Origin of the sequence: Candidatus Brevundimonas colombiensis (genome assembly GCA_029202665.1) — a bacterium.
In the GTDB taxonomy this organism is placed as follows: Bacteria; Pseudomonadota; Alphaproteobacteria; order Caulobacterales; family Caulobacteraceae; genus Brevundimonas; species Brevundimonas colombiensis.
In genome coordinates this window covers 2,212,696-2,231,112 of the sequence record CP119326.1, presented here as the reverse complement: position 1 = coordinate 2,231,112, position 18,417 = coordinate 2,212,696, and the positions used below count along the sequence as shown (strand labels likewise).

The 18,417-nt window shown below is 69.2% G+C and carries 20 protein-coding genes; 9 read left to right on the top strand and 11 right to left on the bottom strand.

Translation table 11 applies throughout. The features are described 5' to 3' along the window. Nucleotides 1-6 precede the first annotated feature (6 nt). Together P0Y50_10855 and P0Y50_10850 are read left to right on the top strand one after the other, a co-directional pair. The gene (locus P0Y50_10855; GenBank protein WEK39045.1) at nucleotides 7-432 is read left to right on the top strand and encodes an MliC family protein; all 426 of its coding nucleotides are present in this window, start codon (nucleotides 7-9) and stop codon (nucleotides 430-432) included. A gap of 40 nt (nucleotides 433-472) precedes the next feature. Then, a complete protein-coding gene (locus tag P0Y50_10850) occupies nucleotides 473-1,519 on the top strand; it encodes a nitronate monooxygenase (protein WEK39044.1) in 1,047 nt (348 codons plus the stop codon). Between the two features lie 167 nt (nucleotides 1,520-1,686). On the opposite strand, the gene P0Y50_10845 is transcribed toward P0Y50_10850, so the two are convergent. The 3 genes from P0Y50_10845 to P0Y50_10835 are packed head-to-tail and all read right to left on the bottom strand — an operon-like array spanning nucleotide 1,687 to nucleotide 3,943. Beyond that, nucleotides 1,687-2,274, bottom strand: a complete 588-nt coding sequence (locus tag P0Y50_10845; protein ID WEK41564.1) for a GNAT family protein — start codon at nucleotides 2,272-2,274, stop codon at nucleotides 1,687-1,689. Next, nucleotides 2,274-3,380, bottom strand: coding sequence for a 3-dehydroquinate synthase (gene aroB, locus P0Y50_10840; GenBank protein WEK39043.1), 1,107 nt, complete (start codon nucleotides 3,378-3,380; stop codon nucleotides 2,274-2,276). Before aroB ends, P0Y50_10845 begins: the two co-directional genes overlap by 1 nt. Continuing rightward, entirely contained in the window at nucleotides 3,377-3,943 is a 567-nt protein-coding gene (locus P0Y50_10835) for a shikimate kinase (protein ID WEK39042.1), read from the bottom strand. Before P0Y50_10835 ends, aroB begins: the two co-directional genes overlap by 4 nt. A 125-nt stretch (nucleotides 3,944-4,068) precedes the next feature. Here P0Y50_10835 and P0Y50_10830 point away from each other — a divergent pair, with 125 nt between their 5' ends. The 6 genes from P0Y50_10830 (at nucleotide 4,069) to P0Y50_10805 (ending at nucleotide 7,676) form a co-directional block, all read left to right on the top strand. Further along, nucleotides 4,069-4,980 carry a site-specific tyrosine recombinase XerD gene (locus tag P0Y50_10830; protein WEK39041.1) on the top strand — a complete coding sequence of 304 codons (912 nt, stop codon included), beginning with the start codon at nucleotides 4,069-4,071 and terminating at the stop codon, nucleotides 4,978-4,980. Nucleotides 4,981-4,997: 17 nt separating this feature from the next. Continuing rightward, nucleotides 4,998-5,222, top strand: coding sequence for a DUF1902 domain-containing protein (locus P0Y50_10825; GenBank protein ID WEK39040.1), 225 nt, complete (start codon nucleotides 4,998-5,000; stop codon nucleotides 5,220-5,222). Between the two features lie 68 nt (nucleotides 5,223-5,290). Beyond that, nucleotides 5,291-5,482, top strand: coding sequence for a type II toxin-antitoxin system HicA family toxin (locus tag P0Y50_10820; protein WEK39039.1), 192 nt, complete (start codon nucleotides 5,291-5,293; stop codon nucleotides 5,480-5,482). Between the two features lie 91 nt (nucleotides 5,483-5,573). Then, nucleotides 5,574-6,521 (top strand): acetyl-CoA carboxylase carboxyltransferase subunit alpha, encoded by a 948-nt coding sequence (locus P0Y50_10815; protein WEK39038.1) that lies wholly within the window; start codon nucleotides 5,574-5,576, stop codon nucleotides 6,519-6,521. Nucleotides 6,522-6,648: 127 nt separating this feature from the next. Beyond that, nucleotides 6,649-7,200 (top strand): response regulator, encoded by a 552-nt coding sequence (locus P0Y50_10810; protein WEK39037.1) that lies wholly within the window; start codon nucleotides 6,649-6,651, stop codon nucleotides 7,198-7,200. Further along, on the top strand, nucleotides 7,197-7,676 hold the full coding sequence (locus tag P0Y50_10805; GenBank protein ID WEK39036.1) for a chemotaxis protein CheE: 480 nt from the start codon (nucleotides 7,197-7,199) through the stop codon (nucleotides 7,674-7,676). The genes P0Y50_10810 and P0Y50_10805 overlap by 4 nt, the downstream gene beginning before the upstream one ends. On the opposite strand, the gene P0Y50_10800 is transcribed toward P0Y50_10805, so the two are convergent. From P0Y50_10800 to P0Y50_10770, 7 genes are all read right to left on the bottom strand, one after another. Further along, nucleotides 7,661-9,484 carry an ABC transporter ATP-binding protein/permease gene (locus tag P0Y50_10800; GenBank protein ID WEK39035.1) on the bottom strand — a complete coding sequence of 608 codons (1,824 nt, stop codon included), beginning with the start codon at nucleotides 9,482-9,484 and terminating at the stop codon, nucleotides 7,661-7,663. The two genes, P0Y50_10805 and P0Y50_10800, sit on opposite strands and share 16 nt — an antisense overlap. Before the next feature lie 137 nt (nucleotides 9,485-9,621). After that, nucleotides 9,622-10,638: a beta-eliminating lyase-related protein gene (locus P0Y50_10795; GenBank protein ID WEK39034.1), complete on the bottom strand. Its 1,017-nt coding sequence runs from the start codon at nucleotides 10,636-10,638 to the stop codon at nucleotides 9,622-9,624. After that, nucleotides 10,638-11,561 (bottom strand): mechanosensitive ion channel family protein, encoded by a 924-nt coding sequence (locus P0Y50_10790; GenBank protein ID WEK39033.1) that lies wholly within the window; start codon nucleotides 11,559-11,561, stop codon nucleotides 10,638-10,640. Before P0Y50_10790 ends, P0Y50_10795 begins: the two co-directional genes overlap by 1 nt. A gap of 63 nt (nucleotides 11,562-11,624) precedes the next feature. Next, nucleotides 11,625-13,313, bottom strand: a complete 1,689-nt coding sequence (locus P0Y50_10785) for a cisplatin damage response ATP-dependent DNA ligase (GenBank protein ID WEK39032.1) — start codon at nucleotides 13,311-13,313, stop codon at nucleotides 11,625-11,627. 98 nt (nucleotides 13,314-13,411) lie between these two features. After that, a complete protein-coding gene (locus P0Y50_10780; GenBank protein ID WEK39031.1) occupies nucleotides 13,412-13,942 on the bottom strand; it encodes an RcnB family protein in 531 nt (176 codons plus the stop codon). 135 nt (nucleotides 13,943-14,077) lie between these two features. Further along, nucleotides 14,078-15,898 (bottom strand): ATP-binding protein, encoded by a 1,821-nt coding sequence (locus P0Y50_10775; GenBank protein WEK39030.1) that lies wholly within the window; start codon nucleotides 15,896-15,898, stop codon nucleotides 14,078-14,080. 74 nt (nucleotides 15,899-15,972) lie between these two features. Continuing rightward, on the bottom strand, nucleotides 15,973-16,272 hold the full coding sequence (locus P0Y50_10770; GenBank protein ID WEK39029.1) for a BolA family transcriptional regulator: 300 nt from the start codon (nucleotides 16,270-16,272) through the stop codon (nucleotides 15,973-15,975). Between the two features lie 45 nt (nucleotides 16,273-16,317). Here P0Y50_10770 and P0Y50_10765 point away from each other — a divergent pair, with 45 nt between their 5' ends. Next, complete coding sequence (locus P0Y50_10765; protein WEK39028.1) at nucleotides 16,318-16,986, top strand: J domain-containing protein; 669 nt, start codon at nucleotides 16,318-16,320, stop codon at nucleotides 16,984-16,986. A 20-nt stretch (nucleotides 16,987-17,006) separates the two neighbouring features. On the opposite strand, the gene P0Y50_10760 is transcribed toward P0Y50_10765, so the two are convergent. Continuing rightward, nucleotides 17,007-18,185, bottom strand: a complete 1,179-nt coding sequence (locus P0Y50_10760; GenBank protein ID WEK39027.1) for an N-acetylmuramoyl-L-alanine amidase — start codon at nucleotides 18,183-18,185, stop codon at nucleotides 17,007-17,009. Nucleotides 18,186-18,417: the final 232 nt, after the last annotated feature.

Here is an 18,417-nt window from a genome sequence, read left to right as displayed (position 1 = left end):
ATCGCGTTGTTCAAGCCGGATCTGCCGCAGTCGATCGTGTTCAGCGGCCTCGCCGCACTGGCTCTGCTCACGGCCTGCGGTCCCGACCCCGACAAGGCGCCCCGCACCGGCGACGAGGTCAAGGAACGCGCCATCGAGGCCCAGACCGCCCGCCAGCGCACCGGCGCCGAAATCCAGGACCGCACCCTGAACCGCGTCGTCCACACCGTCTATCTGTGCGACAACGGCGAGCGTCTGTCGGTCGATTTCGACAATCCGCGCCAGATGGCCACCGTCCGCAACTCGTCAGGCGAGGCCGTGGACCTGTATCAGGAGCGGGCCGCCGACGGCATCTGGTATCGGGCCTCCAATGTCGAGCTGCGCGGCAAGGGCGTGCTGGCCACCTGGTCGGTCGAGGGTCGCCAGCCGACCGACTGCCGCGCGGTCGACTGAGCCGGTTGCGACGCGCGCCCTCGGCGCCCAACTCCAGGCCATGTCGCTGATCGACCGCCTCGGACTGTCCGTCCCCATCATCCAGGCCCCGATGGCGGGCGTCTCCACGCCCCGGATGGCGGCGGCCGTGTCCGACGCCGGCGCCCTGGGCTCCATCGCCGTCGGCGCCGTCGATGCGAACGGGGCCGCCCGGATGATCGCCGAGACCCGCGCCCTCACCGAACGTCCTTTCAACGTCAATCTGTTCGTTCACGCCGCGCCCCGCCGCGACCCGGCCAGGGAGGCGGCCTGGCTTGACGCCCTGACGCCCCAGTTCGCGGCGGTGGGCGCCGCGCCGCCGACCCGTCTGGGCGTGATCTATCGCAGCTTCGCCGATGACGACGTCCTGTTGGCCCGGCTGCTGGCCGATGCGCCTGCTGTGGTCAGCTTCCATTTCGGCCTGCCCGACGCGGCCCGCATCCGCGCCCTGAAGGCGGCCGGCTGCCTGCTGCTGGCCAGCGCGACTTCGCTGGACGAGGCCCTGGCCTGCAAGGCGGCCGGGGTCGACGCCGTGGTGGCCCAGGGGTGGGAGGCCGGCGGCCATCGCGGCCTGTTCGATCCCGAGGCCGAGGACAGCCGCCTGGGCATGGCGGCCCTGACCCGCCTTCTGGTCGTCCGCGCGGGCCTGCCGGTCATCGCCTCGGGCGGCGTCATGGACGGGCGCGGCGTGCGCGCGGCCCTGGATCTGGGCGCCATTGCAGTCCAGATGGGCACCGCCTTCGTCGCCTGCCCCGAGAGCGCGGCCGATGACGCCTATCGCGCCGCCCTGACCGGCGAGGCCGCCTTCCACACCGTCATGACCCGCGCTATCTCAGGCCGCCCCGCCCGCTGTCTGGCCAATCGCTTCACCGAATGGGGCGCGACGGCCGCCGCCGTTCCGCCCGATTATCCGGTCGCCTATGACGCCGGAAAGGCCCTGAACACCGCCGCCAAGGCCGTCGGCGAGTTCGGCTTCGGCGCCCAGTGGGCCGGTCAGGGCGCGCCCCTGGCCCGCCCCCTGCCCGCCGCCGACCTGGTGGCGACGCTGGTTGGAGAAATGGGCGCCTAGGTCCAATCGACATTCAGTCTCGAACGTCATTCCGGGACGTCCGAAGGACGAACCCGAAAGCCAGGAACGCGTAACCGGCGTCTATCGCCTTTAGAGCGAAGCTGACGGGGCCCCTGGGTTCCGGGTTCTTCGCTTTGCTCAGCCCCGGAATGACGCGTTGGAAGGACCTAGCCGAACGCCGCCAGCCGCCGATCCAGCCCTTCACGGACCGCGGGCCAGTCGTCGTCGATGACGGCGAAGATGGCGGTGTCGCGCGCCCGGCCGGTCCAGGTGGTCTTGTGCTTCCTCAGTACCCCTTCAGGCTTGGCGCCCAGCTTCAGGATGGCGGCCTGGCTCTGGGTGTTGACGGCGTCGGTGATGATCTCGACCCGCACCGCCCCGGCCTCGAAGGCATGAGCCAGCAACAGTCGCTTGCACGCCGGATTGATCGCCCCGCCCCGCGCCTCGGGCCGATAGAAGGTGGAGCCGATCTCGCAACGGCGATGGGCGGGATTGATCTCGTACAGGCTGGTCGTGCCGATTACCGACCCGTCCGACCGCTGCCGCACCGCATAGGCGATCCGTGTCCCCGCCCGCATCGCCGCCAGCGCCGCCGCCCACCAGCCGTCGAAATGCTCGCCCCAGGCGGGCGCCACCATGATCGCCCAGGCGTCAGGGTCGCAATCCAGGGCCGCCCTCACCTCGGCCCGCAGAGCGTCGTCGAACGGCTCCAGCCGCACGAACCGATCCTCCAGCGGCCCGGCGCCGATCTGCATCACGCCGTCGCGCCTTCCTCGATCAGGAAGCGCCGCACCCTGGCCGCATCAACGCCCTTGGCCACGAAGGCCCGGCCGATCCCGTGCGTCAGGATCAGGGTCAGCGCCCCGCCCTCGGCCTTCTTGTCGCCCGCCATGAGGGCCAGCAGCCGATCCGCCGCGAATGTTCCCGCCTGGTCCAGCCGCGTCGGCAGGCCCGCCGCCGCGACCACCGTCTCGACCCGCGCCACATCCTCAGTCGAACACAGCCCCTCTGCCGCCGAATAGCGGAACGCCATACAGCAGCCCAGCGCCACCGCCTCGCCGTGCGCCAGGGCGTCCTCGTCGAAACCGACCTCGGTCTCCACCGCATGACCGAAGGTGTGGCCCAGGTTCAGCAGGGCGCGCCGCCCCGCCTCCTTCTCGTCCTCGCCGACCACCGCGCTCTTGATCTCGACCGAGCGGATCACGGCCCGCTCCAGCGCCGCCGGATCGCCCCGCGCGCCCGCCGCCCCTTCGCCCGCCAGCCAGTCGAAGAAGGCGGCGTCGCAGATCAGTCCGTGCTTCAGCACCTCGGCCCAGCCCGAGCGCACCTGACGCTCCGGCAGGGTGGCCAGCACATCGATATCGGCCAGCACCAGACGCGGCTGGTGGAAGGCGCCGACCAGGTTCTTGCCGCGCGGCGTGTCGATGGCCGTCTTGCCGCCCACGGACGAATCCACCTGGGCCAGCAGGGTCGTGGGGACCTGAACGAAGTCGATGCCGCGCATATAGAGCGCCGCCGCCAGACCGGCCAGATCGCCCACGACCCCGCCGCCCAGCGCCACCACCACGTCCTTGCGGTCCAGCCCGATCTCCAGCAGCCGGTCCAGCACCCGCTCCAACTGGACGAACGACTTGGACCCCTCACCCGCCGGCACGGCGACCATCTCGGTCCTCACGCCCGCCGCCGCCAGCGATCCGGCCAGGGCCGCGCCGTGGATGGCCGCCACCGTCTCGTCCGTGACGATCACCGTGCGCCCCTTCGCCAGCGGCGCGATCTGCGCGCCCGCCTGGGCCAGCAGGCCGCGTCCAACCACGACGTCATAGGCGGCGAAGGCGCCGCCGCTCACGGGAAGGGTGGTCATGTCCGGGTCTCCGCACGCTTTCGGTTGCGCCAGTGCCGGCGCAGGTTCTTGTGGATGGCGTCGACCGCCTGGCCGTGCGAGCCGTGGCCCACATCGACCGTCACGTCCGCTTCGCCATAGATGGGATAGCGGACCTCGGCCAAGGTCGTCAGCACCTCCAACGGGTCCTTGCCGCGCAACAGGGGCCGGGTGTCGCGTCGCGCCACCCGCTCGGCGATCACGGCCAGATCGGCCCTCAGCCAGATGGTGTCGGCGCGCTCCTTCAGCAGCGCCCGCGTCTCGGGGTTCATCATCGCCCCGCCGCCGGTGGCCAGGACGATCGGCGGTCCTTCCAGCAGGCGGCGGATTACCCGCGCCTCCCCGGCCCGAAACTCCTCCTCGCCCAGGGCGGCGAAGATTTCCGACACCGTCATCCCGGCCGCCTCTTCGATCTCGACGTCCCCGTCCGCGAAGGGCAGCTTCAGCCGGTTGGCCAGACGTCGCCCCACCGACGATTTGCCCACCCCCATCAGGCCGACCAGGGCTATGGTGCGGCTCGGTCCCGGATTCGCGCGCCGCCTCATCCGGCGGCTCCGGCGGAACGGGCGGTAAACGGAACGACGAAGGCGAAGGCGCGGGCAGGCATGATCCCTGAAACCTCTACACCAAGCCAGACCTTGCGCCATCCGTTCGGCGCGCGGATCGTGCGATGACGCCCCAGATCGAGGCCTTTCTGGAGATGATGGCGGTCGAGCGCGACGCCTCGCCCCACACCCTGTCGGCCTATGGCCGCGATCTGGCCGACGCCGAGACCGCCCTTTCGGACGCCGGGGGCCTGATGGGCGCGGACGCCGAGGCCGTCGAGACCTGGTTCGCCGACCTGTCGCGGCGCGGTCTGTCGGCCGCCACCGCCGCGCGCCGACGATCCTCCTCGCGCCAGTTCTACCGTTTCGCCCTGGCCGAGGGCTGGCGCCTCGACGATCCGTCACGCCGCCTCGACGCGCCCAAACAGGGTCGCTCCCTGCCCAAGGTCCTGACCCGCGCCGAAATCGACGCCCTGCTGACCGCGGCGGCCGCGCGCGACGCGACGGCGGGCCTGCGTCTGGTCGCCCTGGTGGAGATGGCCTACGCCTCAGGGCTGCGGGTGTCCGAACTGCTGGGCCTCAAGGTCGAGGCGGTGCGTCGCGATCCGGCCTATCTGATCGTGCGCGGCAAGGGCGGCAAGGAACGGCTGGCCCCCCTGAACACCGCCGCCCGCGAGGCGATCAAGGCCTGGCTAGCCGCCCGCGACGCCAGGCGCAAGGCGCGAACGCCCGACGCGCCCGACAGCCCCTGGCTGTTCCCCTCGTTCGGCCGCACCGGCCACCTGACCCCGCGCCGCTTCGCCCAACTGCTGGACGAGGCCGCGATCACGGCGGGCATCGATCCTGCCCGCGTCAGCCCCCACGTCCTGCGCCACGCCTTCGCCACCCACCTGCTGGAAGGCGGAGCGGACCTTCGCATCGTCCAGACCCTTCTGGGCCACGCCGACATCGCCACGACCCAGATCTACACCCACGTCGCCACAGACCGCCTGGCCCAGGTCGTCCACCAAAACCACCCCTTGGCGCGCGAGGACTGACGGCGCATATTCAGGCCATGGCGCACTCATTCTATGTCAGGGCGATCTGGGACGCTGAGGCCAGCGTCTGGTACAGCGAGTCCGACATTCCCGGCCTCGTTCTTCAAACCGACACGTTGGAAGAGTTCGAAGATCTCATCCGGCACTTCGCGCCCGAACTTCTCGCCTCCAATCTGGATATCCACGAACCCGTCGCCATTCGCTTCGAGGCCTCTCGGCAACTTGATCTGGTTGCAGCCTGACCTGTGATGGTGCGGCGTTTCAGACCGCGCGAGAATCGGTTCCGGGTTCGACTTCTGGGTGCGGATTGATGGTTCAGGACTACTACCGTGACCTGACGCGTCGCCTTAGAGACGCCGGCTTCGAGCGTGTTCCAGGCGACAAAGGCAGTCACGAAAAGTGGCGTAATACAGCAGGTCGCCAAGTCACCGTACCCTCCAAACCCATGCGGATCACGGCCAATGAAATCCTCAAACAGGCCGGTTTGCCCAAGGCCTTCTGAACCGTCGCTTGCCCGGCGGCGTCGACCTCTCTAGTTTCGCCCGCCTTCCCCCAGGGGCGCTTTCGCCCGTTTGCAGTTCCCGGACGCCTTGATGGCCACGCACTATCTCGACTTCGAAAAGCCGATCGCCGATCTGGAAGCCAAGATCGAGGAACTGTCGCTGCTGTCCGACACCTCGGGCGACTTCGACAGCGAGATCGAGGCCCTTCGCAAGAAGGCCGATCAGATGCGCAGGAAGACCTACGCCGGTCTAGACCCCTGGATGAAGACCCAGGTCGCGCGCCATCCGCAGCGGCCGCACTTCATCGATTACGTCGAGGGGCTGTTCACCGACTGGAACGAACTGCACGGCGACCGTCAGTTCGGCGACGACCAGGCCATCCTGGGCGGTCTGGCGCGTTTTCGCGGCCGGCCGGTGGTCATCATGGGCCACGAAAAGGGTCATGACACCGCGACCCGCATCACCCACAACTTCGGCATGGCGCGGCCCGAGGGATACCGCAAGGCCGTGCGCCTGATGGACATGGCCGAGCAGTTCGGCCTGCCGGTGCTCAGCTTCATCGACACCGCCGGGGCCTATCCGGGCCTGGGCGCCGAGGAGCGCGGCCAGGCCGAGGCCATCGCCCGCTCGACCGAGCGCTGCCTGACGCTGGGCGTGCCCTCCATCGCCACCATCACGGGCGAAGGCGGTTCGGGCGGCGCCATCGCCATCGCGGCGGCCAGCCGCGTGCTGATGCTGGAGCATTCGATCTATTCGGTCATCTCGCCCGAGGGCGCGGCCGGCATCCTGTGGCGCGACGGCGCGCGGGCCAGGGACGCGGCCATGGCGATGAAGATCACCGGCCCCGACCTGATCCAGCTCAAGATCGTGGACCGGCTGATCGAGGAGCCGACCGGCGGCGCCCACACCGACCGCACGGCCGCCATCGCCAGGGTCGGCGACGTCCTGGCCGAGGAGCTGCGCGGCTTCGCCGGCCTGTCGCCCCAGCAGATCAGGAAGCAGCGCGCCGACCGTTTCTACGCCATCGGCGCCTTGTAGAGCGCCAAGCGCCAGCGTTAACGCAGCGTCCATCATCGTCTGACAGGCTGACGCCCTACTCACAGCGGTTACGGGGCGCGCGACCAGCCATGATCAAGACGGCGGTTTCGATGCAGGGTCAGGCGGCGTGAGCGGCGGCGAGGCCCTGCGCGACAGCGCCGTCTTCAACCTGGCGGGCGCGGTGACGATGGTCGTCGATGATTCGCCCTTCTCGCTGACGCTGACGGCCAACGCCCTGGCCGGTTTCGGCATCCGGCCCAGCTTCGCCATCGGCAGCGGCGCCGAGGCCAAGCGGCTGCTGGCTGAAAAGAGCGTCGATCTTCTGGTCCTCGACACCGACATGCCCGACATCGACGGGTTCGAACTGATCCGCTGGCTGCGTCGATCCGGCCCCAATCCCAACGCCTTCATTCCCGTCATCATGACCGCCAGCCACATCCGGCGCGGTCGGGTGGCTGAGGCGCGCGACTGCGGCGCCAACTTCGTCGTCACCAAACCCTTCAGTCCGGCGCTGCTGCTGGAGCGGATCCTGTGGGTGGCGCGCGACACCCGGCCCTTCCTGGAGGTGGGCGACTATCTGGGGCCGGATCGCCGCTTCCGCCATGTCGATTACGACGGCGTCGAACGTCGCGCGGACATGTTGCGCCGCAAGACCGCGATAGAGAGGGTGGCTCTATGACCGTCATCACCCACAACCAGAAGCGCTCTCGCCTGTCGGAAATGATGGATCGTCCCGGCGGCATCAGCGTCGGCATGGCCCTGGCCCAGGCCAAATCCAACCTGGACGCCCTGCAGGGGCAGGCGCGCGATATCATCACCCAGAACATCGCCGTCCTGCTGGCCCGGCCCGATCCCGACCAGATCGAACCGCTGCGGCTGGACGCGGCCTATTCGGCCTCCAACCAGATCATCGACGCGGCCAGTCCCTTTTCGATGGACGACCTGTGCACGGCGGCCAAGGGGCTGTGCGACCTGCTGGACGCCGCGCCGCGCCAGGGCGGCTTCGACTGGCGCATCGCCACCGTCCACGCCCAGGCCATGAAGGTGCTGCTGTCCCTGCCGCCCGAAGAGGCTCGGGCCCGCACGGCCATCCTGACCAATCTGCACGAGGTCCTGCGCCGCAAGCTGCCCCCTGCGGATCAGTCGGCGGGCTGAGCGGCCTTTCCGGCGCGGGTCTGCTTCTTCCACAGGGCGGCGTATTCCCCGCCCTGACGCGCCACCAGCTCATGGTGGGCGCCGCGTTCGACGACCCGCCCGGCCTTCAGCACCAGAATCTGATCGGCGTCCGCCACGGTGGACAGTCGGTGCGCGACCACCAGGGTCGTGCGGCCGTTGCGGGCCTTGCGCAATGTCTTCTGGATCGCCGCCTCGGTGCGGCTGTCCAGGGCGCTGGTCGCCTCGTCCAGGATCAGGATGCAGGGATCGGCCAGCAGGGCGCGGGCGATGCCGACGCGCTGACGTTCGCCGCCCGACAGTTTCAGTCCGCGTTCCCCGACCTTGGTCTGCATTCCCTCGGGCAGGCCCCGGATGAAGCCGGCCAACTCCGCCGCCTCGGCCGCCGCCCAGACCTGCGCCTCGTCGGCGTCGGGACGGGCGAAGGCGATATTGGCCGCCAGCGTATCGTTGAACAGGGCCACGTCCTGCGGCACCAGGGCGACCGCCGCGCGCAGCGACGCCTGGGTCACCTGACGCGCGTCATGACCGTCGATCAGCACCCGCCCCTCCTGCGGGTCCAGAAGGCGCAGGGCCAGTTTGACGATGGTGGATTTGCCGGCCCCTGACGGGCCGACCAGAGCGGTGGTGGTGCCGGGCGCGGCGAAGAAGCTGACATCCTCCAAACCGTTGGCGCGGGCGTCGTGGCGGAACCCGACGTGTTCGAATCGCACCGCGGCGCCGCGCGCATCGACCGGGCGCGGCAGGGCGACGGCGTCCCTCGCATCCGCCACCTGCGGCGTCTGGCGCGTCACCTTCAGCATCTCCTCCATGTCGATGAAGGACTGGCGGATTTCCCGATAGGCGAAGCCCAGGATGTTCAGCGGCGCATACAGCGAAATCATGATCAGGACGGCGGCGGTCACATCCCCCGGCCCCATCCGTCCGGCCGCCGCCTCGAACCCGGCCATCACCGCCATGACGCCCAGCCCCAGGTTCATGACAAGGGCCTGCATCCCGTTCAGCATGGCCAGCGAACTGTTGGCCTTCAGCGACGCCGCGGCATAGTCGCCCAGCGCCCGTTCATAGGTCTGGGCCGCGCGGGTCTCGGCCCCGAACGACTTGACGGTCTCATAGTTCAACAGGGCGTCGACCGAGACGCCGGCGGCCTCGGAATCGGCGGCGTTCATGATGCGCCGATGCTCCAGCCGCCAGTTGGACATGGCGAAGGTGGCGATGGTGTAGACGACCACCACCGCCACGGCGACGGCGGCGAAGCGCCAGTCGTATTTGCCGCCCAGAACGGCCGCCGCCAGCACCAGCTCGACCCCGGTGGGAACCAGGTTGAAGGCCAGGATGCGCAGCAGGAAGTCCACCGCCCGCGAGCCGCGATCCATGGTCCGCGACAGGGCGCCCGACCGTTTGGTCTGGTGGAAGTCCAGCGACAGGCTGAGCGCATGGGCGAAGGCCTCGGCCGCCGTGGCGCGCTGGGCGGCGGCGCGCACGGGGGCGAACACCACGTCCGACGCCAGGGGCGACACCGCAGACAGCAGCCGCACCAGGGCCCATCCGACCGCGAAGGCCGCGAAGCCCCAGCCGACGGCCGCCGCCGCCCCCTGCCCCGCCGCCAACCGATTGACCGCAGCGCCCAGCACCAGGGGCGCCAGAACGCCCAGCCCCTTGCCCGCCAGCGTCAGGGCGATGGCCGAGATCAGCCGCAGCCGTAGCTGAGGCGCGCCGGAACGCCCCACCAGCCGCGCCAGGTCCGCAAGCGCCGTCAGCGTCGTCGGTCCGTCCGTCTTGTCATCCATGCTCCCGGCCTGCTGCGCCTTGACCATCGGGTCGCGCCGGCCGCCTGAGCGCTCACCACGCATCGTCATGGGCCGCATATGGAAAGCCATTGCGACCGGGGAAAGGCCACGCTGGCGCGCGACAGGGGATTATCGGGTCAATCCAGGCCGGCGATCGTTTCGATCAGGTCGTCCACCGCCGCCGACGGCGTGGCCCAGGAACAGACGAACCGCACCGATCCGTCGTCGAACGGATAACAGGCCCAGCCCAGGGTGTTCAGACGGGCGTGCGCCTCTGGCGACATCCGCACGAAGACGGCGTTGGCCTCGACCGGGTGGGCCAGGACGAAGGAGGACCGCGTGGCGATCCCCGCCGCCAGCCGCTGCGCCATCAGATTGGCGTGGGCGGCGCCCGCCTCCCAGTCGCCGCTTTCCAGCAGGCCCAGCATCGGGCCGGACAGCAGCCGGGTCTTGGACGCCGTCTGACCGGCCTGTTTCAACCGATTGTCCAGCCGTCGGGCCAGGGTCTTGTCGAACAGCACGATGGCCTCGGCGCAATTGGCCCCGGCCTTGGCTCCGCCGAACACCAGCACGTCCACCCCCAGGCGGGGAATGTCCTTCAGGTCGAATCCGGCCGCCGCCGCATTGGCCAGTCGCGCGCCGTCCATATGCACGCGATAGCCCAGCGCCTTCACCGGCTCGATCAGGTGGCGCAGTTCTTCCTCGGTATAGACCGCGCCATATTCCGTCGCCTGGGTCAGGGACAGGGCTGCGGGCGGCTGGCGATGACCGACCTCGGCCTCGGCCAGCTGCGCCTGCAGGGCCAGCGGGTCGATCTTGCCCGAAAAGCCCGGCAGGCCGATCAGGCCCAGACCGTGGCCGAAGAAGCCCGGCGCTCCCGTCTCGTCGGTGCAGATGTGGGCCGCATGATGCGCCAGCACCGCCTCATAGGGCTGGGCCAGCATGGACAGGGCGATGGCGTTGGCGGCCGTGCCGCTGAACACGAACCGCACCTCGGCGTCCGCATCCAGCCGCTGGCGGATCTGATCGGCGGCGCGCGCGGTGACGTCGTCGGCGCCATAGGCCCTGGCAAACCCCTTGTTGGCGCGCACCAGCCCCTCGATGGCGCTCAAAGCCATGCCCGCCGTATTGTCGGACCCGAAGTCGTAGCGCATCAGCCGGCCTTGCGCGCGACCGGCGCGTCGATCGGGTCGTGATCGGCGTCGCCATAGGGCACGGCGACCTGATGCGGGAACGGGATTTCGATGCCGGCGTCGTCCAGCGCCTCCTTGCCGCCCTGCATCAGGTCGGCCTGGGTCTGCCACCAGTCGCCGACCTTCACCCAGGCATGCAGGGTGACCTGCACCGAACTGTCCAGCAGCGCGGTCACGCCCGTCCAGGGCCTGGGATCATGCAGCACCTTGTCGTGCGCCTCGGCCACGTCCGCCAGCACCTGGCGGGCCCGGTTCAGGTCGTCGCCATAGCCGACGGTGAATTTGATCTCGATCCGGCGTGTCTGCTGGCCGGTCAGATTGGTCAGGGAATCGCTCAGGACCTTGGAGTTCGGAATGACGATCTTGTGGTTGTTGGCGTTCGACAGCTGGGTCGTGAACAGGTCCAGCCGCTGAACCGTGCCCGACATGCCGCCCACGTCCACCACGTCGCCGACGCGATATGGCCGCAGCACCAGCAGCATGATCCCGGACGCCACGTTCGACAGGGTGCCCTGCAACGCCAGGCCGACCGCCAGCGACGCCGCGCCCAGGACCGCAATGATCGACGTCGTCTGCACGCCCAGCCGCTGCAGTACGGCGATCATGCCGATGACCGTGACCACCACCCGCACCACCTGCACGGCGAAGCTGAGGACCGTCGGATCGTGCCGGAAACCGCGCACCCGCGACAGCGCCTTGCGCGCCGCGCTGGACGCCCATTTCGCCGCGAACAGGGTCGCGACGAAGATCAGGATGGCGATGGTCAGATTGACGGCGAACTGGCCCGCCAGATCGGTCAGCTTGGTCAGCATCACCGCATCCACGGCGATGGCCTTGCGGCCGGCGGCGACCGCCTGGTCCAGGGAAGCGACGTCAAGAGGCATGGGCGAAGACATGGGTCGGGTCTAACGCCTGACGCCACGATTGGAAGCCCTCAAAGCCCGTTTTCATGCCTTGGCGATGCGTCCGCCGCCGCTTTCGATGGCGTCCAGCAGGTCCATCACATTGTCCAGCGTGTCGGCCTCACGGGCGGGCTTGTCCCAGCGGATACGGCTGACGCGCGGAAACCGCATCGCCACCCCCGACTTGTGCCGGGTCGAGCGGTTCAGCCCCTCGAAGGCGATCTCCAGCACCAGGCCGAAATCCCGCTCGGCCCGCACCGATCGCACGGGGCCGAAGCGGTCGATCGTGTGGTCGCGCACGAACTTGTCCAGTTGCTTCAACTCCTCGTCGGTGAAGCCGAAATAGGCCTTGCCCACCGGAGTCAGCGCCCCCTCCCCGGTCCAGACGCCGAAGGTGTAGTCGGAATAGAAGCTGGAGCGTTTGCCGTGCCCGCGCTGGGCGTACATCAGCACCGCGTCGATGACGTGCGGATCGCGCTTCCATTTGAACCACGGCCCCTTGGGCCGTCCCGCCAGATAGGGACTGTCCCAGCGTTTCAGCATCAGCCCCTCGGCCGCCGCCCCGACCGGCGGATCGGCCCTCAGCCGCGCCAACTGGTCCCAGTCGGCATAGTCGACCAGGGGCGACAGATGCAGCCGGTCCCCCGCATGGTCGGCTGCCAGCGCCTCCAGCCGCGCGCGGCGCTGGCGCAACGGCAGGCTTCGGATGTCTTCGCCATCCTGGGCCAGCAGGTCATAGGCCACCACCGCCGCCGGAAAGGCCTGCATCGCCTTGGCGTCGACGGTCTTGCGGTTCAGCCGCTGCTGCAGGTCGCCGAACGGCGCCACCGCCCCGTCGCGCCAGACGATCAGTTCGCCGTCGATCGCGCCCTCGAACGCCAGCGCGTCCATGACGTCGGGAAAGGCGGCGGAAATCTCGTCCCCCGTGCGGGAATACAGCTTTCGCACCTCGCCCTCCAGCACGGCCTGGACGCGGATGCCGTCCCACTTCCATTCGGCGGCGTAGTCGGTCGGCGACAGTTTCGGCAGGTCCACGGCCTCGTCTATGGCCACGGCCAGCATGACGGGACGGAACCGGCCCGGCGCGTCGGGGCTGGGGCGTTCGGCGCGCCCTTCCAGCCAGGCGAACAGATCGGCGTAGGGCGGCTCCACCGCGTGCCAGACCTCCTCGATGGCCGAGGCGTCCAGCGTCTCCAGCGCCGTCTCTCCCTCCTGCCCGTCCGGCGACGGCGGGGCGGGCGCGACGTCGGGGCGCATCATCGCCGCCGCGGTCTTGGCCAGCCGCGCGGACAGGCCGACCCGCAAGGCCCCGGTCATCAGCTTCAGCAGCGCCCACCGTCCCTTTGGCTCCAGCGCATCCAGCCAGTTTTCCAGCAGGCCCCGCACCTCGGTCCGGCTGGCGGTCCTCAGGGCCTCCACGACCTCGGCCAGATCCGGCTCTCGGTTTGGGCGGCGGTCGGGCGTCACCGGCCAGATCAGGGCCACCGTCTCGGCCAGATCGCCCACATAGTCGTAGGACCAGCCGAACAGCACGCTGTCCACCCGCCCCTCCACCGCCTTGCGGATCATGGCCGGCTTGGCGGCGTCGAACGTCAGATCGCCCGTCAGGGCGGCCAGGGCCCACCCCCGGTCCGGGTCCGGCGTCGCCCGCAGATAGTCGCGAACCAGCACCAGTTTGGCGTTGCGCGACGCGGTCAGGGACAGACGATCCAGAAGCTCTGCGAAGGCGCGCATTTGCATCCCTGTTCAGGCGCGCCAACCGTCGCCGTCCGTCCAGAACGAAAAACGCCCCGGAGGTTTCCCTCCAGGGCGCAAACCAGCCTTGCGAACGATCAGTTGAACAGACCGGCGATCACGGCGGTGATCAGACCGCCCGCCACGGCCGCCAGCACGACGTCGTTGCCGCTGCGGACATAGTTGTAGCCCTGGGGCGGCGGACGCAGGCCATAGCGGTCATAGTCCCGGACCACATAGTCGCTGGTGCGATAGTAGGACGGCATCCGCTGACCATAGCTCCACGTCCGAACCGCATAGCCACGCGGCGGCTCATAGCGGGGGGCGTAATACCGGCGCTGCGCCTGCTGCCAGCGGGCGTAGGCGCGCTGCTCCTCGCGATAGGCGTGGCGTTCGCGGCGCTGCTCGTGGCGGAAGTCGCGGCGCTCATGCCTTTGCTCGCGACGGAAATCGTGCGGGCCGGGGCCGTGCGGGCCAGGGCCACGCGGGCCGTACGCGCCCGGTCCGTGGGGCCCGGGCGGGCCATGGGGGCCATGCGGCGGCATCGGCTGGGCCGAGGACGCGCCCGCAGCGCCCAGGGCGCCGGCGGCCATGACTGCAGCGATCGCGGCGGTGAGGGTCTTTCTCATGGTCGTGTCTCCATCTGCGGCCGAAACGTTTCGACGTCTCGCCCTTATGGAGGCTGCGGCCTGAGGCCAGTCTGAACCGCGTCGTTCGGGCGGGGTTCATGAAGCGGCCATGTCCCGGCCGCAATTCGGCGGCCCTCAGGCGGCGGCCGAGGTCTCCGACGGCGGTTCGAACGCCTGCGCGACGGCCTCGCGTCCTCCGCCGACCCGCCCCATCAGGAGGGCCAGCGCGCTGAAGTCGATCGGCTTGTTCAGATAGGCGTCGGCCCCGGCGTTCAGACCCGCCTCGTGATCCTCCGACCGCGCCGAGGCGGACAGCACGACGATGGGCGTCTCGGCGTTCAGACCGCCGCCGTCACGGATCAGGCGCGTCGCGCTCAATCCGTCCATCACCGGCATGTTGACGTCCATGATGATCAGGTCGAACGGCTGGGCGGCGGCGCTGTCGACGGCGATCTGTCCGTTTTCGGCGGTGACGGCGACATGATTGGCCGAACTCATCCACGCCTCCAGGATCATGCGGTTGACCGGATGGTCCTCGACCACCAGCACCCTCAGCGATTCCCCGCCCTCGATCTCGGCATGGACTTCTTCGGCCGGCGCCGGTTTGGCCCATTCCACCACCTCGGCTTCGATCTCCAGGGTGAAGCGCGAGCCTTCGGCCAGTTTGGAGGTGACGGTGATGTCGCCGCCCATGATGTTGGCCATGCGGCGCGCGATGGTCAGGCCCAGGCCCGTGCCGCCGAACCGGCGGGTGGAGGAACTGTCGACCTGGGTGAACGGCAGGAACAGCCGCTCCAGGTCGGCCGAGGCGATCCCCGCCCCGCTGTCCTGGACCACGAACTGGAAGCGCACGCGCTGGTCTGAAATCCGGTGCGCGCGCACGATGTAGTGGATGCGCCCGGCCTCGGTGAACTTGACGGCGTTGGACAACAGGTTCTGCACCACCTGGCAGACGCGCAAGGGGTCGCCGCGCACCACCGTCGGCATCTCGCCCTCGAAGGTGGAGACGAACTCCAGCCCCTTGGCCTCGGCCTGGGCTTCGAACGGGCCGGTGATGCGTTTGTGCAGGCTGTCGAGGACGACATCCACGACCTCGAAATTCATCTTGCCCGCCTCGATCTTGGTCATGTCGAGGATGTCGTTCAGCAGCGACAGCAGATTGTCGCCCGAGTTGCGGATGATCGACAGATATTCCCGCTGGGTCGTCTCCAGCCGCGTGGAGCCCAGCAGTTGGGCGGCGCCCAGCACCCCGTTCATCGGCGTGCGCAGCTCGTGCGAGATCACGCCGAGGAAGTTGGATTTGGCGTCATTGGCGGCGTTGGCCTTGTCGCGTGCGGCCTCCAGCTCCGCGATCAGATGCGCCTGGCGGGATTGGGACACCCGAATCCGCTCTTCGCGGAGCAACGTCATCGTGACCAGGACGAACAGGCCCGCGGCCGTGAACGGCAATACAGCCAGCATGGACCAGAATTCGTGGCTGCCCCAAAGACTGCCGAGAATGACCGCCGCCGCCGCGCCATAGGGCGAGGAAATGATCAGGGCCTGACGCGGCGAGCTGCGCAGTTGCGCAAAGACCAGCACATAGCCGGAAATGATCAGCGCCAGCGCCAGGGGACGGCCGAAATCCGACGGGGAAAACCAGGCCAGCAAGGGCGCGATCGCCCAGGCGCCGGTCGTGGCCGTCGCCACGATGGGAAACACCATGCCCCAGCCGGCGTCCACGCGGTGGCTCAGTCGTCTCTCCACCAGGCCGCGCAGCGATCCGGCCGCCAGCGTCACCCCGAACCAGAGGGCGGCCTGCCACCAACCCACCGTGCCCAGCAGCCCCACGGCCCAGGAGGCGATGATCATATAGCGCAGGTACTGCGTCTGCAGGATGGCGGTCAGCGCCTGGGACGCATCCCCGGCACGCTGATCGCCTGGCAGCGCCTCGGCCACGCCATCCGAATCCACCATAGCCCAGAGCCCCGCCTTCTGTTTGGTGGCGTGACGCTATGACGAAGGTTCTAAGACGATGTGAACGCTGGTTTTTACGTGGCGGCCTCATCCGGGGTCAGAGCCTTGACCGACAGGGCGTGAATCGGACCGGACAGTTCGACCTTCAACAGTGCATTGACCGCGCGCTGGCGCATCAGTCGCGACTGCCCCTGGAAAGTGTCCGACACGATCACCAGATTGAAGTGGCTTTCTCCGCCAGGCTTGGCGTCCATCCCGCCCTCGTGGTGGTGGCCGGCGTGCCGCCAGCTGTCATCCTCGATCTCCAGCCGCCGGGGGGCCAGGCCTTCCGTCAGTTTTGCACGAATAATTGCAGCGACCGGGCCTTCTGACATGATCGATTCCTTGATGCCGTCCAATTCGGCCCTACACTTCGGCTGATGTCCGCCTCCTTTCAATACAAGCCGCGCTTCACCGACATTCGCGTGAAGCCGCCGAAGCCCGAGGAAGAGGCGGCCCAGGCCGACGTCCTGCACCTCAAGCCCGGCGAAAAGCCGTGCCAGTGGCCCGACTGCCGCAAGGCCGCGACCGCCAGGGCGCCCAAGTCGCGCGACCGGCTGAACGACTTCTACGAATTCTGTCAGCCCCACGCAGGCGAGTACAACAAGGGCTGGAACTTCTACGCCGGCATGAGCGAGGGCGAGGTCCGCGCCGCCCAGGAGAACGAGGCCATGACCGGCGGCCGCCCGACCTGGGAGATGAAGGCCGGCAAGTTCACGCGCGAGGCGGCCGCCTTCGCCTCCAAGATGGGCACGTCCAACACCACCGGCGCCGGCTCATGGCGCGACAGCTTCGGCCTGTTCGGCCGCAAGGGCGACCAGACGCCCCAGTCCCCGACCGAGGATCGCCGCGTAGGCAAGCTGGAACGCGCGGCCCTGGCCGACCTGGGCCTGGACCCCGGCGCCGACAAGGCCAAGGTCAAGGCCAGCTATCATGAGATGCTGAAACGCTTTCACCCCGACACCAATGGCGGCGACCGCGGCGCCGAGGCCAAGCTACAGCGCGTCATCAAGGCGTGGAAAACGCTCAAGAAGGCGGGACTGGCCTAGACTCCGCTCCCGCGATCCGCTCAGGGCTGACCGGCGGCCACGGTGTTCGAGGCGGTCATCATCGGCGCGGCCGGCTCGCGGAAATAGCGGTCTATGCCATCCGCGACCGTCTTCATCAGGCGGCGACGGGCGCGTTCGTCGGTCAGCATCCGCTCGTCTTCGGGATTGGTGATGAAACCCATCTCCAACAGCACCGCCGGCACGTCGGGCGCCAGCAGCACGGCCAGGCCCGCGTCGCGATGGCTGCGGCGCAGCAGCGGGGTTTCGGACCCTTCCAGATGGGTCAGCAGGACCCGCGCGAACTGGGCCGAGCGATTCTGGGTGGCGCGCTGGGTCATGTCCAGCAGGATGCGGTCCACCGAGGGATCGCGTCCGGGCAGGTGCAGTTCGCGGTGCCAGTTGTCGCCGCGCGTGAACTCGCGCACCGCCCGACCGGCGCCCTGTTCGGACAGGGTATAGACGCTGGCCCCGCGCAGGGCCGGGTCGGAACCGGCGTCGGCGTGCAGAGAGATGAACAGGTCCGCATCCGCCTGGCGCGCGATGGCCACCCGGCGATACAGGTCCACATAGCGGTCGTCCTCGCGCGTCAGCCGCACGCGATAGCGTCCGGTCCGCTCCAACTCGCTTTTCAGCGCCAGGGCGGCGGCCAGGGTGACGGTCTTTTCGCGCGCGCCGGCTCCGCTGGCGCCGGGATCGGCGCCGCCATGACCGGCGTCGATGACGATCAGCGGCTTCTGGGCGCGGCGCGGCGCGGGCGGCGGGGCCGATGGCGACGGCGCGCGGGCGGCGGCCACGGCGCCGCCCACAGCCTTCAGGTCGATGACGTAACGATAGTGGCTGACCCCGTCGCCGGGCGGCAGCAGGAATCGCCGCTCGATCTCACTGCCGCGCGCCAGCTCCAGCTGGATGCGCGACGATCCGCCGGACGCGGAGACGGCGTAGGATCGCACCAGGCCCGATCCGTCCCCGTTCAGGCCTCGCCCCGGCGCCACCCCGTTCAGCGCCAGCGTCACCCGCCCCTCGCCGCCGGCGTCGACGACGCGGCCCTGCGCCGCCTTTTCCAGATCAATGACCACGCGGGTCCGGTCGCCATCCGCGCCGAAGCGGACGCTGAGGACGTCGCCCTGCGCGCCCCAGGCGAAACCGCGCGTTCCGAACAGACCGACGATGCAGATGACCGTGAAGGCCAGGGCGGTCATCGCCCATTCCTTCGCGCGCCAGCGCATCAGACCTGTCAAAACGCGACCGCTCATTTGCGCCGACGAACCTACTGAAAGCCTACTCTGACCGCAGGATGCCAGATGCTCGTATTCAGGGGGTTAAGGCCGACGCCTTTTAATTCGCGAGTTGCGTGACTATGCTGTGACCGCTCGCGAACCGATCGCGCCGATTTCGCCCCCTGCGAAGCCTGGCGCGCCCTCCTCGCGGCGC

Coding starts and splice junctions, on each gene's coding strand:
- P0Y50_10850 (WEK39044.1), top strand. CDS start 473: ATGTCGCTGATCGACCGCCTCGGACTGTCCGTCCCCATCATCCAGGCC.
- P0Y50_10845 (WEK41564.1), bottom strand. CDS start 2,274: ATGCAGATCGGCGCCGGGCCGCTGGAGGATCGGTTCGTGCGGCTGGAG.
- aroB (WEK39043.1), bottom strand. CDS start 3,380: ATGACCACCCTTCCCGTGAGCGGCGGCGCCTTCGCCGCCTATGACGTC.
- P0Y50_10835 (WEK39042.1), bottom strand. CDS start 3,943: ATGAGGCGGCGCGCGAATCCGGGACCGAGCCGCACCATAGCCCTGGTC.
- P0Y50_10830 (WEK39041.1), top strand. CDS start 4,069: ATGACGCCCCAGATCGAGGCCTTTCTGGAGATGATGGCGGTCGAGCGC.
- P0Y50_10825 (WEK39040.1), top strand. CDS start 4,998: ATGGCGCACTCATTCTATGTCAGGGCGATCTGGGACGCTGAGGCCAGC.
- P0Y50_10820 (WEK39039.1), top strand. CDS start 5,291: ATGGTTCAGGACTACTACCGTGACCTGACGCGTCGCCTTAGAGACGCC.
- P0Y50_10815 (WEK39038.1), top strand. CDS start 5,574: ATGGCCACGCACTATCTCGACTTCGAAAAGCCGATCGCCGATCTGGAA.
- P0Y50_10805 (WEK39036.1), top strand. CDS start 7,197: ATGACCGTCATCACCCACAACCAGAAGCGCTCTCGCCTGTCGGAAATG.
- P0Y50_10800 (WEK39035.1), bottom strand. CDS start 9,484: ATGGATGACAAGACGGACGGACCGACGACGCTGACGGCGCTTGCGGAC.
- P0Y50_10795 (WEK39034.1), bottom strand. CDS start 10,638: ATGCGCTACGACTTCGGGTCCGACAATACGGCGGGCATGGCTTTGAGC.
- P0Y50_10790 (WEK39033.1), bottom strand. CDS start 11,561: ATGCCTCTTGACGTCGCTTCCCTGGACCAGGCGGTCGCCGCCGGCCGC.
- P0Y50_10785 (WEK39032.1), bottom strand. CDS start 13,313: ATGCGCGCCTTCGCAGAGCTTCTGGATCGTCTGTCCCTGACCGCGTCG.
- P0Y50_10780 (WEK39031.1), bottom strand. CDS start 13,942: ATGAGAAAGACCCTCACCGCCGCGATCGCTGCAGTCATGGCCGCCGGC.
- P0Y50_10775 (WEK39030.1), bottom strand. CDS start 15,898: ATGGTGGATTCGGATGGCGTGGCCGAGGCGCTGCCAGGCGATCAGCGT.
- P0Y50_10770 (WEK39029.1), bottom strand. CDS start 16,272: ATGTCAGAAGGCCCGGTCGCTGCAATTATTCGTGCAAAACTGACGGAA.
- P0Y50_10765 (WEK39028.1), top strand. CDS start 16,318: ATGTCCGCCTCCTTTCAATACAAGCCGCGCTTCACCGACATTCGCGTG.
- P0Y50_10760 (WEK39027.1), bottom strand. CDS start 18,185: ATGACCGCCCTGGCCTTCACGGTCATCTGCATCGTCGGTCTGTTCGGA.